Annotated in this window: 13 protein-coding genes; 3 read left to right on the forward strand and 10 right to left on the reverse strand. The window is 33.8% G+C overall.

The window, feature by feature from the left end; genetic code table 11:
• Nucleotides 1–236: 236 nt before the first annotated feature.
• The 7 genes from M2265_RS11870 to M2265_RS11900 form a co-directional block, all read right to left on the reverse strand.
• Nucleotides 237–2,297, reverse strand: a complete 2,061-nt coding sequence (locus tag M2265_RS11870; RefSeq protein ID WP_132772187.1) for a TlpA family protein disulfide reductase — start codon at nt 2,295–2,297, stop codon at nt 237–239.
• Nucleotides 2,298–2,306: 9 nt separating this feature from the next.
• Entirely contained in the window at nt 2,307–2,846 is a 540-nt protein-coding gene (locus tag M2265_RS11875; protein ID WP_132772186.1) for a hypothetical protein, read from the reverse strand.
• A 1,225-nt stretch (nt 2,847–4,071) separates the two neighbouring features.
• Nucleotides 4,072–5,004, reverse strand: coding sequence for a hypothetical protein (locus M2265_RS11880; RefSeq protein ID WP_132772185.1), 933 nt, complete (start codon nt 5,002–5,004; stop codon nt 4,072–4,074).
• Nucleotides 5,005–5,008: 4 nt separating this feature from the next.
• Nucleotides 5,009–6,769: an O-antigen ligase family protein gene (locus M2265_RS11885; RefSeq protein ID WP_132772184.1), complete on the reverse strand. Its 1,761-nt coding sequence runs from the start codon at nt 6,767–6,769 to the stop codon at nt 5,009–5,011.
• Nucleotides 6,770–6,791: 22 nt separating this feature from the next.
• Nucleotides 6,792–8,282 (reverse strand): transglutaminase-like domain-containing protein, encoded by a 1,491-nt coding sequence (locus M2265_RS11890; RefSeq protein ID WP_132772183.1) that lies wholly within the window; start codon nt 8,280–8,282, stop codon nt 6,792–6,794.
• Between the two features lie 349 nt (nt 8,283–8,631).
• Nucleotides 8,632–8,916, reverse strand: a complete 285-nt coding sequence (locus M2265_RS11895; RefSeq protein WP_207902488.1) for an IS3 family transposase — start codon at nt 8,914–8,916, stop codon at nt 8,632–8,634.
• A gap of 59 nt (nt 8,917–8,975) precedes the next feature.
• On the reverse strand, nt 8,976–9,266 hold the full coding sequence (locus M2265_RS11900; protein ID WP_132772181.1) for a transposase: 291 nt from the start codon (nt 9,264–9,266) through the stop codon (nt 8,976–8,978).
• A 971-nt stretch (nt 9,267–10,237) separates the two neighbouring features.
• On the opposite strand from M2265_RS11900, the gene M2265_RS11905 reads away from it, so the two are divergent.
• Nucleotides 10,238–11,470, forward strand: coding sequence for an IS256 family transposase (locus M2265_RS11905; protein WP_132772180.1), 1,233 nt, complete (start codon nt 10,238–10,240; stop codon nt 11,468–11,470).
• 11 nt (nt 11,471–11,481) lie between these two features.
• On the opposite strand, the gene M2265_RS11910 is transcribed toward M2265_RS11905, so the two are convergent.
• Nucleotides 11,482–11,820, reverse strand: a complete 339-nt coding sequence (locus tag M2265_RS11910; RefSeq protein ID WP_132772179.1) for a hypothetical protein — start codon at nt 11,818–11,820, stop codon at nt 11,482–11,484.
• 205 nt (nt 11,821–12,025) lie between these two features.
• Between M2265_RS11910 and M2265_RS27015 the strand changes: the two genes are divergently transcribed.
• Nucleotides 12,026–12,289, forward strand: coding sequence for a DUF4372 domain-containing protein (locus M2265_RS27015; protein ID WP_132772178.1), 264 nt, complete (start codon nt 12,026–12,028; stop codon nt 12,287–12,289).
• Nucleotides 12,282–13,067 (forward strand): IS4 family transposase, encoded by a 786-nt coding sequence (locus M2265_RS11915; protein ID WP_132772177.1) that lies wholly within the window; start codon nt 12,282–12,284, stop codon nt 13,065–13,067. The genes M2265_RS27015 and M2265_RS11915 overlap by 8 nt, the downstream gene beginning before the upstream one ends.
• Before the next feature lie 248 nt (nt 13,068–13,315).
• On the opposite strand, the gene M2265_RS11920 is transcribed toward M2265_RS11915, so the two are convergent.
• Both M2265_RS11920 and M2265_RS11925 read right to left on the reverse strand, forming a co-directional pair.
• Complete coding sequence (locus M2265_RS11920) at nt 13,316–14,278, reverse strand: endonuclease/exonuclease/phosphatase family protein (RefSeq protein ID WP_207902487.1); 963 nt, start codon at nt 14,276–14,278, stop codon at nt 13,316–13,318.
• 278 nt (nt 14,279–14,556) lie between these two features.
• Nucleotides 14,557–16,131, reverse strand: coding sequence for a SusD/RagB family nutrient-binding outer membrane lipoprotein (locus tag M2265_RS11925; protein WP_132772175.1), 1,575 nt, complete (start codon nt 16,129–16,131; stop codon nt 14,557–14,559).
• Nucleotides 16,132–16,140 lie beyond the last annotated feature (9 nt).

The following is a 16,140-nucleotide window of genomic DNA, read 5'->3' on the forward strand; positions in this document are numbered from 1 at the left end:
TAGTTACGCAGACGCAAACTATATAATCAGCTGTTGGAATATAAAAATATGCAAGTTGATGAAGTTATCATCAGACACCATCAGCTTTTAGTCAGTTTCGAGGATGTATACCGCAAGCACATGGATATTCAAGCCCCCCTTTACCAGATATCAAATCAACAGTTCCAGTATACCTAGATTGCGCAAAAATTGTATTAAAAAGGTATACTAATCCAATAATAATAAAATATTTAAATTTATTCATCGCTACCACTCCTTTCTACGATCAACATAGGTAAGGTTGACATACCCCTTTTTATACCCAACCCAAATTGATAAAACGCCTTATCAACAGCATTCAAATCCTTAGGATCTGCTTCCAGCTTGAGACTTACATTACCAGTATAATCTGTCATGTCAGCAATTGGAAGACTATTTCTAAAATTGTTGGTGCACAAATAGGCAATTAGATTTCTTAATGGTCTATTGACCAAAGTATATGAATTTACATCGGAAGATGTTTTGGGAGTACCATTCTGCATTTGGAATTTTTCGAATACGGTTTTATCTTTTACATAAAGACAGAATGATTCTACACTTTTATCAACGACATAAGCCTTAACATTAAATCTTAAGGAAAGAAAACGAGAGAGATCCTGTTTGTATAAATCCATCTTTTGTTTTTCCCCCAATTCATTTACATGAGTAAGATAATAGCAATATAAATTAGATTTTTTCCATTGCCTAAGATTGCTTTCTGTCTTATAATCCTTCGTATTAATGAGATCCAAGGGCAATTCCATCCTTTGCCTAAGCGAATCTGAAATACGCCATATAATCCGATTTTTCATACCACTAAACGGTATATTATCACGGTTTGCATAAAGTAGCAATCCGATAATAGAATGATTGAACAATGTCAATGATTGTTTTTTTTCAGATACTGCAAATATGTTATAAGGCAAGGCTTTTGTAAATGAGCTGCTAAAAATAGTATTATCTGCAATCATTTGACTCGTATCAGATATTGTTAATTTATTAAGGTCTGAATGGTCTATCTCTGATTCTTTTTGCAACAATTGAACGGGTTTGTTCATTACAAAATCATTGATTTTAGCAACTGTGGTAAGATTTCCATCCGTTATATATGTCACTATCCCATCTTTAATCCAGATCTGATGAGGGACACTCACATGAGGAAAATATCGGATTAGCATGCTATCGGCATAAATAGTGAACAAATCCACATCATTTTGCTTCAATATATGTTGAGCCGAACTTGCATTATTTTTGGTTACAGGAACCACAATAGCATCCTCATCCAACAAATTTAATTGAGCAGACAACTCTTTTAATTTATTTATGCACGGAACACACCATACAGTCCAAAAATCCAACAGGATCAACTTTTTATCACGGAAATTATTTAGATATATCCTCTGACTTCCCTGAGCGTAATTCAGTACGTCCAAAGGTAAATGCCACAACGCTTCCGGAATAGTATCTCCCACCAGAAGTGGCTTAATCTTATTAAGCCCATCAGCCCCGCTGTCCTTGCGGGGCGTCTGAGCTGATAAACTAAACATATAAAACATAAGGACTAATAGAGAATAAGTCCTTATATTCTTCGATGCGTTGAAAGAAATACCCATCAATTTTTGAAAATCATAAATAACCCACTCACTGACAGTATCATGAATACTACTTAACATGTTATTTAACGGGAGTTTTAAGCGATTTACAGGGCTATTAAAGCAAAAACACATCTTAACCCAGCTTAAGATTTTCAGGGGCTTAAAAACGTTTGTTTGAAATGAAGCTTCTTTAGAGTATAGATCAAGTATGGATGAAGCATACATAAAGCGTTGATAGTGCGTTAGTAGTGTGTAAACGGATACCGTTTTACGCACTATCCATGCTTTATCTATGCATATGCAACGCATTACGGACGCTTGATCTACACTTCGCCCATTGAAGTACGGTGCTTCACCAGCTGTCGCCTTCAAGTCCGTAGCCAAGCTACTGCCGTTAGTAACTATTTGGTAGCTCTCCAGTAGCTTCTCAGTACCTTTCCGGTACCATTTCAGTAGGGCGTTAGTGAATAACCTGTACACTGACAGTACATCAAGAAGGATTTTAGCAAGTACATTTTTAAAGAAAATCATAAAAAAAGCAAAGCCATCGGTTCGGATCTTGTTCGGACTTTCTTTTAACCTTCTTTTAACCTCGTAGTAAGTTTCCCTGTAACTGCGCAGTACTTGCAAAACACCTGCACCGTTCTTTTCCTGGTGCAGGGACGGGAGAGGTACGGTGCACATACGGTGCAACTACGGTCGGAGGTAAAACAAGGCCCGAAGCATGTTAAAAGCAGGTATATAGCGGGCATCAGCCAGACAATGGCTCAATTTGCTGTTTGCCAGATCTTGAAAGCTCCTACTTACTTTATTTTCTTTTTCTCTACCCTTTTTTCTACTTCCACTCGGCTTTTCCTCGACTATCCTTCGACTTTTCATGCACTGTAGCCGATGAAATCCCGAGGCCGACCCGAAGCCCAGTCGCAGAAACTTAGAAGTTGGTGTTAATTTGGTCAGGAAAAAATAAGAATTTAATCTTTTTGATATTTTTTCTTCGACATCTAGTCGACAATGAGAGTCCTCCCGGAGATTTTTCGAGCCTTCACCGAAGGCATATTGACTGATAAAATCAACATTACTTGTATGTGCAATATTATTTTCAAGTGCTTTTTTAGTAACGGAATATTTAGGTAATATCCCGTGCATATTGCACTTGATTCTTATCCTACAAATGGACTGGATAATACCCTTAAAATAGGCATGTACTCTCCCACCCTTATAAAAATTGTTCATTTTTTTCATAAGTTAAATCATACTTAATGGCACGAAAGAGATCGCTTCGCTAAGTATTTAAGGTTTATAATTTTGGCATTTTCCTTTGTGCAATAGATAATCAGAACAGCTTCCAAATGATACTAATCAGCTGTCCATAAGCTCGTGCTCAGGATATTAATAAATTGCAGGAATCGAAAAGCGTTAAATGGTTATCATAAAGGTAATATACTGGTCTACGGTACGCTTTCATCGATTTGAAGACATCATAATGTCTTGTAACCGCATAAAGATTAAGGGGGACTAATTTTCCTAAGTAGCTCTTTTCTAACATCATAACTCATTAATGATAATGAGTCTTTTCGGAAGAGTGTAAACAACAATGGCGTGACATCCAACCTACCATCAGCGAGGCCGTGAGAAGCCTTTGGAACGAGAAGCGGACGTCACGCCATTAATGACGGGCGTTTAATCCCACTTATCGCCTTGTTCCAATTGAAATTTCTCACGTTTCGCTAACAAGACTCATAAGTGCAGCCACCTATTATGATGGTGCAAATCTATTATTTTTTAACCTATTTTACAATCTTATATTTAGGGAATTTTTAGTCTATTTGGTTTTTATCTTTACAAAGATTTAAAATTTAGACTAATAATCAAATTCTTTTCAGTTATAAACACATAACTGAAAGTTATAAATCGTTATATATAACTGCATTATAACAACAGGAACAAAAATTCGATTAATGAGAGAGAAAAAAGGTTGGGGACAAGATGTCTTAGCAAACGAACTTAATATTTCACAACGGTAAGTCTTCAAAAACAGAGAAGTCTAACAATATAACTGTAAGCCAATGGATTTTTATTATTTTTCAAATATATTTATTTTCCTCTTTCTTAGGGATTTACCTTTTAACAGTAGCATATAAATGCTACTAGAGAAAATCAAATATAAGATAAGATATTTGCAAAATGAAATTTTATAAAAATGATTCTGAGACAAATAATAGGACGACCATAGAACGCTCAATATTATTTGCTAAATCTTTAATCAAAAACTAGAATAAAAGACTTAATTTCAATATCTTAATGGAGTTAATAAATCAAAAACCGGTAATGAAGCCCTCATTTCCTTTAGTTCCATTATTATAAAAATCCATGCTATTTAAAGAAATACTCGTTAAAAAAGATAAAATAGGATGAGCTCGAAAATATCGAGCTCAAAACAAACTAACAATAATTAAAACTACAATTCAAATTCACTTCCCCCTTCACCCTTTCTTGCGGGAATGATTCCTCCTTCTCGGTTCACAATATGATAGCTATTAGGAGTCCATGTTCTGATAACAGATGCAAGTTGATGAGGATAATTATATTGAGGAGGCGCTACAGACGGCATTTGAAAAAAACCATTCATAAGGAAGGCTTCCTTAAAAAGATGGTAACCTTCAAAAGATTTATAACTATATTTATGACGGAAATTTGGGTTTTTTCGATGTGCAATATGATCTAATAATTTTGATATAAATATATCTTTTACAGTAATACTATAAGAATAAACTAGACCACTTGTATCAAAAAATTTTTCATTATATAAATGTCCCTTTATAACGGCAGGCTGATTTGGATAGAATGCAACCGCTCGACTATATTCTTGTGTACTAGAAGAACTATTTTGAATACCCAAAGAAATCATTCCTCCATAAGGTCCATACTCTAAAACATATAATGTAACTGTAGCTGTTTCAGGAGCAGATGCTAACTCATCATATATATTATTTATCTCTGTTCCATATCTATGAATAGGATAAGAAGTATCAAACCCGTCCTTTTTGGTTTCCTCAGACATTACAGGAGAAGTAACTGGATATTTAGAACCATTAAATTTTGTAATAGAATCAATACGTTTTGCTCTTCTAATATCATTGTTATTAATACTTAGCTGAGTAGAATCTTTAGGACAAATATAAGTAACCCTCCATTCCCAAGTGTCATATGATTCTAAACATGCAGAAAAAGAAGTAGCTCTATCTTTACTGCTAACCGAATTTAATGATTCTGATGAGAGTAATGATTCTAAATCATCAGCTGGATCTTGGCAAGAAACTAAGTAGCCAATAGAAATAAATGTGATAATTGTCATTATCACATAAAAAAAATAATTTTTTGATTTTTTCATAAAATTAAAATTTAGACTTAAAAAACTGTTTATTTATTAAAAAACTCTTAACTTCCTTTTTAATATTATCTATCTCTATTGAAGAAATTTTTATTGGCATATTTAAAATCTCCTCTGCAATTGAGTATGCTTCTAAAATTTTATCTGTATCACAATACAATTTAAATAATTGATATTTTGGTATAAAACGATTAGGTACCATAAATGATGCTTCTTTAAATGTTTTCTCAGCAAGATTAAAATTTCCCATCTCTTTGTAGGACTTGCCTAAATAAACCATACCATCTAACGTGATGAATCGAGCTCGAAGAGTAGTAAATACTGCTGTACTTTCACTAAATTTTGCATCTTGAAAAAGTTCCGCACCATAATTATAAAGAAAAGCAGGACGATGTTCAAGATCTTTATAGATTCTATCATACATTTTAAATGAAAGTTCAGAATTAGTAGGGATATAATTAATAGCCATTCTCCACTTTACTGTAGCAGAATACTGCTTATAAGTAAAATAAAACATTAAACTAAGAAAAATAAATAAGCAACACTTTATTACTACTAATGTTTTTCCCTCTATTATAAATAGAAATGTTGAATCTTTTGAATCGTCATACTCGCAAGATATATAGGATATCGCTAAAAGTATTAATAAAATAAGTCCAGTAGATTTAAAAGTAAAATAGAAAAAAGCGGATGATAAGAATAATAAAATAAATAAAAAATAAGAATAAACTTTCTTCGCATCAAAAACTTTAAAAAAAAGAAAGCTTATAATCACAATTAGTAATAATACCGCAGCACCTAAAAAACCAAACTCAACCAACAAGTTAATATATTCGTTTAAAGGTGTCGATACACTATCTGCAACTATGCTATATGAATTAACCAAATTACTACTCTTGAAAAAATTTGCTTGTTGGCTTAAATAAAACTTTTCAAATCCATTATAACCCCAGCCTAAAATTGGTTTTTGCAAAATCATATCGAAAGAATTTTGCCAAATGAACAATCTTCCCTTTGCTGATGGTAATTTAAAATAGACAAGTATTGATGCTAAGAGAAAAGTTAAAATGGTCGGTATCAAAATAAATGCTAACTTATAACGACTCTTTTCGTACAACATTTTAATATGTGGCCAAAAGATGAAAGTAATGGAACATAAATAAAGGAATACTCCGGTCCGGGATTGAGTTAACAGAATTAAAAACAACACTACAACGCTCCAAATTAACTTTAATCTCGTGTCAATATTTAGAACACTTGCTTTAACAGGAAAAAAACTTGCTAGATATATCGCGAAAATTCCGGAATGTCTAAAACTCCCTGTAATAAATAATGATATGTTGAGATCATTCACCAATGCATACAAAAATTGCCCAATACCAATAAAAACTTGCAAATAAAATATTAAAATAAAAAGTCTTATAACAGAGTAATGATCCTTTTTAATCAAATATTTGAAAGGAAAATACATTATCCAAATAGAAGTAATTGACAATAAAAAATCATCGAAATCAGTCTTATGAAATAAGACTTTGGATAAACTGTAAATGAACAGCAAAAGAAAAACAGATAGAACTGCTAAATCAATTAAATTAATTTTTTTTTGCTGGTCGTTAAATTCTAGAAGCAATAAAGGGAGAGAAAAAAAAACAGACGCAAAGAAAAAGTAATAAACTCTTGGTTCATCTTTCCAATGACTAAGCATAGGATTATTTATAAAGGCCAATGCTAATACAATAAATAATAATAACGATAATATTTTCATTCCTTTATCTTTAAATTAATAATTACCACCATTCCTGCTCATTATTAGAATATAGAAAAGGTCTTGCATACTTATTATTCTGTCCAATTCTAAAAAGTGAATAAAAAGTATCTAACTCAATCTTCGGGACAGTAATAATTCTATTTTTATCTGTTGCATAATTTCCAACCTTCAACCAAGTACCTCTTGGAGAAAGTTTATGTAATTCATATACTTGACTAGAATCTAAAAAAGCAAATTCACCAGAATTAGTTTTTGAGAGTCTCGCATTATTAATTGTACTATGTGATTGCTTAATAAAATGGCTTTTACCTTTTGGATCTATAAAAAATAAATCGTCTGAAAAAATAATACCTTTATAATCAGGTAATCCTACACGATAAATAATATTAGAATTCATTTTTGGAAATATCACATTTCCATTATTAATTTTACCCCAAAAAACCGGTACCCACTTACCATAATTATAAACACATATATAGGCAAATGGACTTTGATTATTAATCTTTTTAATACTATAGTTTACATCAAAAGTTTCAGAATGTTGATCGGTTACATCAATTAAATTATCAAATTTTAAACTCGGGATTAAAAACTGATAATTTAAAATATGTGGATGAATATCTTTGGAATAAAAACCATTGTTATCAAATGTTAGTCTGAAAACTTTAGCAGCTCTATTAAGTCCAGCTTTATGAGAGGTCGCTACATTAGATGCCAATGAACCAGTAGAATCTAAGCTAGAATACTCAGCATGACCAGAATTTTTGCTTCCCCATAACGGAACGATATCAACAACACACGGAATACCAGCTGCTCTCAACATATATGCATATAGATATGAAATTCTATAACAATCACCTTTTGAAGAATATAAAAGTTCATCTACATCAGGAAATGGACTAGACAAATAATTTTCTGAATCATACTTATACATTTTCTCCATTTTTTTAACTAAAAATCGAGTAACATACTGAACATCAATTCCATCAATTTGATTTAAAGAATCTAAATCTTGCTTAAACTTTGAGAAAAAATGTTTTCTCCAATCCGTTGGGAATTCAGCTGCGATTTTATATGGCAAAACATAATGAATAAATAAACTATCAGAAATATTCTTGCTCCAAACATATTTCTCTCTTATTTTGAACGCTTCATCTATATAAGTATCGATCTGTTTAATATTCAACAATCTAACATCACGTACCTTGACCCATTTATAGCTCAATTTCCTTTTTGTTAAGATCTCCTTAAGGCTCTTTTCACTTGAAATTGTATCCAATCTAATATTTATTATTTTACCAGAATTTTGATCATAAAAAACTAATTTCTCAGAATATAAAGAGTCAATATTTTGCTTCAAAAATCTAATAGCTTTAAGCTTTAAATCATTATTACTATATTTTTCTTCCAAATAATTCCAATTAAGCTTACTTCGTGATCCTTGACAAGAAAAAGCTAAAACTAAAACAACTAATACTTTTAAAAGATTTTGAATTCTGCAAATCAACATTTATTTAAATATAGGAATGACTTTCTTTAGGTTATTTAACACAAAAGCAATATACATTTTTTTTACAGAAATTAATATATAATTATAAATATTTCAATTTTGATCTTCGTTTTTAGTATGAAAAGATCTGAATCAATCCATTGTTCTCATTAAATGGTGAAGCTTATCTTTAATATCACCGCTTTGTAACTTTCGGTTTCATACCTCATTCTGATCTGATGGAAGATAGATAACTATACCGCAGTTTTGGAAAATTCGCCTCTATTACTTCTGGAAAATCTTTTCAGGCCATCAATGATTGACATAAAAATATCCTCGACACCACGCTGTTTGAGATCGGTCAGCACATTTAAGCAGAATTATACAAATAACGGATAAGAATGCTGACCTGTTGTTCCAAAGGTTGTTTCTCCCGAACAGGAAGCCGACGTTTGACACGTCTCTTCTTATTCATATTGAGCAGCTTATATACCCTGTATATTTTCTTATGGTTCCAGGGCTTACCTTCTCTGCGCAAGTAGGCATATAGTTTTCGAAATCCATATACAGGATGTTTGGAGGACAGATCATCTAATGCTGCCATCACGGCACTGTCGTCTTTCTTGCTAACATAGTAATATTGTGAACGGCACATACCTGTCAATTTACAGGCTCCGGCGACACTCAAACCGTGATCTAGGACAATTTCCTGAGTTAACTGTTTTTGTTGCCGGAGCCCCAACCTTTTTTTGTGATGACTTCTTTTAGGATATCGTGGTTCATACTCAGCTCGGCAAACATCTTTTTCAGGCGTGCATTTTCTTCTTCAAGTTCCTTCAGGCGCTTGACATCAGATGCTTCCATGCCACCGTAACGGCTTTTCCAGTTATAAAAGGTGGCTTTGCTAATCTCAAGCTCCCGGCAGATATCATCCGTCTTTCTACCTTCTTCTCCCTCTTTGAGAGCTCTTACAATCTGGGTTTCTGTAAAACGTGTCTTTTTCATCTTATTACTTAAATCTAAACATTTATGTCCAGTTTTAAGCTGTTTGATTTTTTGGGACACTTACAAATGCTAGCTTCAGTGCCCTTAGTTTTTGGAGGGTGATGCATTTAATCTTATCTGTTGCTTCTATTTTTATGTCCATAGTTTATAATAAATAAATAAGAGGTTCCAATTCCCGATTAAAAAATATGTGGTCTAGATAGTGAAAGAATTGCTGATCCTAAATTAATTATCACTATTTAATAAAATGTCTTCTGGACTATTCGTTTGCTCAACAGCTTGAATATTTGAATATATGTTGTATTCCAACATTATTGTTTCGTTTGTGCAATCATTACGAGGGTCTTTCCCTTTTGATTCCCAAATAAATATTTCTGTCATCAAGTCAAGCAACAAGAATAATCACATTGAATTCTCTCGAGTAGCAAAATTTTCTTCACCTAATAAATGGGATGCAAAATGTCTATTAAAATTGTTATGAGCAAAACCTTCTGTTGTTGGCAAAAAAAAATGATTACTTATTATTGAGGAGCATATCTTACAATAAACATTATGAAAAGCGATGTTCCAGGGTGACGGTTGTCTTAAATGGGAATTGGTAAAAAATTTTCTGAGCTTTTCATAATCTGGCTTTTTACTAGTACCATCATAACCTGCCCAACGAATTAATACTCCTTCTATAATCGGCATTAAGGTCATATACGCTGATATATAGTTCCTACGATAATAACTAATTGTAGCAGCTTCGATTATCTTTGAGAATTGTTGAAAATATGGCAGGACCTCGTATCTTCCCTTTTTTTGTAAGGTACGTAATCGAGGATCAAATAATACTTCTTCGGTTGCAATAATTAGATTTTCTAATTTATTCGGAAGATCGTTTGCTAATTCAAAAGAGACTGTAACGTAAACTGTGTCAACGGAATAATTTAATAAGATTTTTTATATTTAATTATTCAAACGACATGGTCATGAAAGAAAAGACCCCATTCGACTTTGAACGCTTCAAAGATGAAGCTATGCAAGGTCTTTATAACGGGAAGAGTTTTTCTCCCAACGACGGCGTTCTGGCGCCCCTAATGAAGCATTTACTAGAGTCTATGATGGATGGCGAGCTAGAGAGTCACCTTCAGGAAGATAAAGCCTCAGGTAATTCCAATCGTCGTAATGGTAAGACTAAAAAGACTGTCCGCGGTCTTAATACAGGTACTTTTGAACTGGAGTCTGGACGGGATAGATCCGGTACATTTGAGCCTAAGGTAATTCCCAAGCGTCAGCTCATTATTACAGAACAATTAGAAGGCCATGTCCTGAGTATGTATGCCAAAGGGATGAGCACACGTGCTATAAGTGATTTTATCCGTGAGATGTATGCTATGGATATTTCTGCAACCGAAATATCCCGTATCACAGAAAGTGTTATGCCTGCCGTTAATGAGTGGCGAAGTCGTCCGCTAGAGGCCGTCTATCCCTTTGTTTTCCTGGACTGCATGCATTATAAAGTCCGTCAGAACGACACGGTTGAATCTAGAGCTATTTATAATATATTAGGTGTAGGAATGGATGGACGTAAAGATCTGATAGGTCTTTATAGTTCAGAGAATGAGGGTGCGAAGTTTTGGCTATCTGTTCTTACAGACCTAAAACAGGGTGGTGTCGAAGACATTCTAATTGCCTGTATCGATGGTTTAAAAGGCTTTCCTGAAGCTATTGAAGCTATTTTCCCTAAAACTAAAGTTCAATTATGTATTGTCCACCAGATCAGATCAAGTATGCGCTATGTTACAGAAAAGGATAAAAAAGCTCTCATTAAAGACCTAAAGCCCGTTTATAAAGCTGTTAACGAAGAAATGGGTTATGAAAACTTAATTATCTTCGAAGAGAAATGGGGTAAGAAATATCCAATTGCTGCTAAATCCTGGTTGGATAATTGGACGAACTTATCTACTTTTTTCGAGTATGATGAGCAGGTCCGCAAGACTATTTACACCACTAATCCTATTGAAGGAATGCACCGTCAGGTCCTTAAAATTACGAAGACTAAAGGTGCATTCAGTTCTGAGCAGGCTCTTATGAAGTTGATGTACCTGATAATAAAGGACATCTCTAAAAAGTGGACAATGCCGATGCACAACTGGGGCTTGACGATATCCGGGCTTTACATTAAATTTGGAGATAGGCTCAAGCTGGATAGAGGCTTTTAGAATTAGGCTAATTATCCAATGACACAGTTTGAGTTACACTCCCATTCAAAAATAACATTGAGATCGTTTTTTGTTGCAAATGGATGTAATGCTAAAGCATAACTTGACAAATTTGAATTTAATGAGATAATCTTTTCAATTTCATCATTAGAAGTTAGCAAAACAATTTTTTTTTCAAATAAAGTCCTTCTTTTAATTATTTCTTCCTCTAATTCTATATTATATGCTGCCTTAGATAAATTATTCCATTCAAATGCATTGAATTGATTATGTGAAATAACTTGTTCCACTGTATTCCCATTTTTTAATTCAGCAAGAATTTGTCTTGCTTTGATTTCGCTTCTTTTCATAAATTCTTTAGCAATTAATCCCAATCTTTAACAATTATTATTTAAAAATAAAATTTTAGGATATTTAAAAATAAAGATGTCAGTAGCGTCCTAAACGATTAGGAAAAAGGATAAAAAAATGGCGGTGTTTAGCTATTTAAAAAATGGCGGTGTTTAGCTATTTAAAAAATAGCTAACTTGAAGTTGCAAAAAATCAGACACCGCCATGATAAATATAAATGTTTTTAGCCCGATTCTGTCTTTGGTAGATCGAGATATTTTCAAACGACTAGTATCTAAATATAATAGTGATAAGCATCAGAAAGGACTTACCAGTTGGACGCACTTAGTTAGCATGCTCTTCTGCCATTTATCCTCATCAGACTCAGTTCGTGATATCAGCAATGGGCTACGTAGCACTACTGGAAATATGAGGCACATGGGGATTTCCAGGTCGTCCAGTAAATCCAGTATCTCCTATAATGAATGAGCATAGAGACTATAACTTGTTCAGGGATCTTTATTTCGCCCTTATTTCCAGTCTATGGGCCAAAGATGTTAATCACCGTAAAGAATTACGAATCTTAAAGCGCAAGGTTTATCTGACGGATGCCAGTGTGATTCCCGTGTGCCTTTCGATGTTCGACTGCGCGGTATTCCGCAGTAATAAGGGTGCGGCCAAGTTGCATACAGTGTTGGACTACGATGGCTGTCTTCCTGTTTTTATGGAAGTTACCGACGGTAAGGTTCATGAGAGCAAAAGGGCAAACAGCTTTAGCTTTCCTAAAGGAAGTGTTGTTGTTGTGGACCGTAGTTATGTTGATTTTCAGTGGATGAACGTTTTGGACAGCAAGGGATGTTATTTTGTTACGCGAAGCAAGGTTAATATGAAATATAGCGTGATCAAGAGTTATCAGAGCGAGGCTATGTTAGCAGGTGGAATCATTAAAGATCAGCCAATTACATTGGATGGAGCTGCTGCAAAACGATATGGTTACAAAAAGCTCAGGCTTGTCCACGTTTTGGACAGCACAACCGGAGATGAATATGAATTTTTAACCAATAACCTGCAATGGAAGCCTACAATGGTTGCAATGATATATAAACAGCGGTGGCAGATCGAGATCTTTTTCAAACATCTCAAACAGTGCCTCAAAGTGACCAGTTTTGTTGGAACTTCAAAGAATGCGGTTCAGATACAGATATGGACCTCACTGATCGGAATACTTTTATTGAAATACATCCAAAAGAAGGTCATCTATAAATGAAATCTGTCCAATTTGGTCGGATTTATAAGGATGAATATTTTTGTGAAAATTGATTTTTGTAAATGGGCAAATGTTCCATTTATAAAGGAAAATGTGCCTGATAAAAATGGACAATTTATAGTTTTTTGAAAAGAACATAGGGTTCAAAAAAATACTAAGTGAAAAACCAAGCTTATTGGTGATAAAATAAGTGATTTTTACGCGTCTAAATTTTATTTAGGACGCTACTGACAGTAAATACAAACACTTTAGAATTCAAACTCGACAAATAAAGCTTTATGATCAGTGGGCCATACTTCTACAGGTAGCATAAATTCATCCTGACTATCCTCATCTTGTTTTTTACCATACTTTACTGTTCCAGAAGGGCCAACAATTTTAACTTCAGAAACTTTTAAAGGCTTATTTGTTCTATAATAAACATAATCAATACGATCCCTGTCATCTGCCTGTGCCGCCCAAGCTAATTTATCAATGGAGACATCCTTGTTATAGGCTGGATAAGTAAAACCGGGATGACTAACTGGGTTGGGATATTTTTCTCTAAAACTATCCACAAAGCCAGATTTGGTCAATAGCACAGAGCAATCCCATGGAACTATTGCACCTCTATGATCAAACAAATCTTTTGTTTCACTAGTCCAATCTAAATGAGACGGTTCATTGAAGTCACCGGCAACTACAATCGTCTCACTCTTACTTTCTTTATCTGCATCTAGAATGATATCACGTATCGCTTCATCCCGCTTTCCTTTTATATTTGCTTCTATAATGCTCGCTACATCTACAATCGGCTGATCAAGTTTTTTCCAGGTAACGCCATCATACCCCCTAGGCAGATAACAGGCATAGTTAGTATAATCCAAATGAACAGCATAAAATGTAAAATTTCTACCTGCTACTTGAATTTTACTTTTTAACACATTACCCACCTTACTGGCTTCAGTATATAAGGGTATTTGATCCTTAATGGAGAATTTAGAAATGAAAGCAACATCTAAAGATGGTTCACTGGATATACCATAATACACGGCATCTTTATTTTTTAATTCGGCCAGGATTCGTTGTACAAAATCTGTGTTATTGTAATTCCTTACCTCACTAAACAACACTACGTCTGCTTTCTTAGCAATAATCTCATTTGCAATAGCTGGAAAGCCATCTGGAACCATTGTACCTTCCTGCCAAATATTAATTTGTAGTATCTTCAATTGTGATTTTTTTTGAGCGAGAACCACTTGCCCAACAAAAAAGATAGTCACTATGAATAGAAGATTTTTTAATTTGTTGATATATCTCATAATACTATTTTTAAACAGCAATATTTCTGAATACGAAATAATTGTGAAGTTAAATATTTTTGAAATAAAATCTTGTTATTAGTTTATTTGAAAGCTTAAGATTACACTAATCCATATTCCCATCCAACAAACAAAAACGGCAATCTCTTTCGAGATTGCCGTCAATATAATATAATTAAACTTTGATACTATCTAGAACCACCAGCCCACCATACATTTTCAGTATAGACATATTGTCCATTACCATATGCAGCCTGAACATAAGGGTTTGTTGTTGTATCGTCATTACCGTATGGTAAACGTAATGGGAATTTACCTGGGTTTTTCAACTCGATCAACTCTTCACCATTAGCTTTCCAACGACGGATGTCGTTGTACATTTCAGTAGACTCACCAGATGCTCCAAAGAATGCTAAATATTTTTGGTTAGCAATTTCTTTTAATGGATTAGCAACAAATAATGGTTTAACGTTATTAACAAAATAATCTGAAATATCAGCATCTGTTAAATCTGCAGATGTTTCAACAATTTTACCATTAGCATTAACCGTAGGTGCGACAAATGCGGCATTTACAGAATTTTCTGAATTTTTAATTGCCGCAGTAACTGCATTCTTCAAGATCGGCTCAATAGCAGCTGTTCCCTGACCTAAACGTTGCATAGCTTCTGCTTTCAAAAATAATAACTCGTGGTAACTCAACAATTGAGTAGGTGCAGTTTGAGAATATACAAATGTCGACGTCAAATAATAATATTTAATCTGTGTATTTAAGCCGTTTGGTGCTAGTAATTTATATGAATCACTTGAAAGTGAAATATCATTAACCTGCTCCCAATCTGCATTCATAAAATTACGATTTAAACGTGGATCATGTCGATCTAACATTTTGTCACCAATACTTTTACTCGCAGCTAGACCATCTCTTGACCATTGAAAGTCAAATAATGGGTTTAGATTTGATGCATTATACTGAGCAAATTTAGCTTCCTCGCTTGCATTAGCAAAAGATTTATCTACATGAGCAATAATAGCATTTAAAGCCGCAGTTTTATCAGTAGTAACTTTTAATAAACGCATTGCATAACGGGCCTTTAAACCGTGAGCAAATTTTAACCATTTACCAGTATTACCGCCAAATAAAAAGTCTTGACCTGCAACAGTACCTGATGCGTGAGTATCACCTTTGGGTAAATTTACAATTGCTGCATCCAAATAAGCATTGACTTGTTTGTACAATTCTTCTTGTTTATCCAATTTTGGATTACGGATTTCTAAAGGTTTGAATCCTTCTGAATAAGGAGCATCTCCAAATAAATCCGTCAGCAATGCTAAGTTATACGCTGCCATTACTTGTCCCATACCTAATGTTGCATAGTTTCCTGACTGCGTTCCACCTTCAGAACATTTTTCAATCACAATACGCGCATCTTTCAACGTTGTATAAACGTTGCCCCATGTATTATTGAAAGTAGATGATCTCACAGGTTCGTTTTCACGATGTTCTGCGTTCCATAATTGGTTATCTGTACCAACCTCATGTTCCACATAAGTCGACAAATATGTATTGAAATCGCCACCTACATTTGAAAAAGCAGTACGTGTAATAACGTCAGTTAAAATAAATTTAGCCTGAACATCGCTTGGATTATTAACATTATTATTAACGCTGTCCATTGCATCCTCTGAACAAGAAGTAAAGATTATCGGAGTAGCTAAAACACCCATTGCTAATAATCCTACTATATTTAATTTTAATTTCATTGTCCTAAT

The sequence above is a fragment of the Sphingobacterium kitahiroshimense genome (assembly GCF_025961315.1).
GTDB classification, from domain to species: Bacteria; Bacteroidota; Bacteroidia; order Sphingobacteriales; family Sphingobacteriaceae; genus Sphingobacterium; species Sphingobacterium anhuiense.

Excerpts from the sequence above, each read along its gene's own strand:
- M2265_RS11870 (WP_132772187.1), bottom strand. The coding sequence starts at position 2,297 with ATGTGCACCGTACCTCTCCCGTCCCTGCACCAGGAAAAGAACGGTGCA.
- M2265_RS11875 (WP_132772186.1), bottom strand. The coding sequence starts at position 2,846 with ATGAACAATTTTTATAAGGGTGGGAGAGTACATGCCTATTTTAAGGGT.
- M2265_RS11880 (WP_132772185.1), bottom strand. The coding sequence starts at position 5,004 with ATGAAAAAATCAAAAAATTATTTTTTTTATGTGATAATGACAATTATC.
- M2265_RS11885 (WP_132772184.1), bottom strand. The coding sequence starts at position 6,769 with ATGAAAATATTATCGTTATTATTATTTATTGTATTAGCATTGGCCTTT.
- M2265_RS11890 (WP_132772183.1), bottom strand. The coding sequence starts at position 8,282 with ATGTTGATTTGCAGAATTCAAAATCTTTTAAAAGTATTAGTTGTTTTA.
- M2265_RS11895 (WP_207902488.1), bottom strand. The coding sequence starts at position 8,916 with ATGTGCCGTTCACAATATTACTATGTTAGCAAGAAAGACGACAGTGCC.
- M2265_RS11900 (WP_132772181.1), bottom strand. The coding sequence starts at position 9,266 with ATGAAAAAGACACGTTTTACAGAAACCCAGATTGTAAGAGCTCTCAAA.
- M2265_RS11905 (WP_132772180.1), top strand. The coding sequence starts at position 10,238 with ATGAAAGAAAAGACCCCATTCGACTTTGAACGCTTCAAAGATGAAGCT.
- M2265_RS11910 (WP_132772179.1), bottom strand. The coding sequence starts at position 11,820 with ATGAAAAGAAGCGAAATCAAAGCAAGACAAATTCTTGCTGAATTAAAA.
- M2265_RS27015 (WP_132772178.1), top strand. The coding sequence starts at position 12,026 with ATGATAAATATAAATGTTTTTAGCCCGATTCTGTCTTTGGTAGATCGA.
- M2265_RS11915 (WP_132772177.1), top strand. The coding sequence starts at position 12,282 with ATGAATGAGCATAGAGACTATAACTTGTTCAGGGATCTTTATTTCGCC.
- M2265_RS11925 (WP_132772175.1), bottom strand. The coding sequence starts at position 16,131 with ATGAAATTAAAATTAAATATAGTAGGATTATTAGCAATGGGTGTTTTA.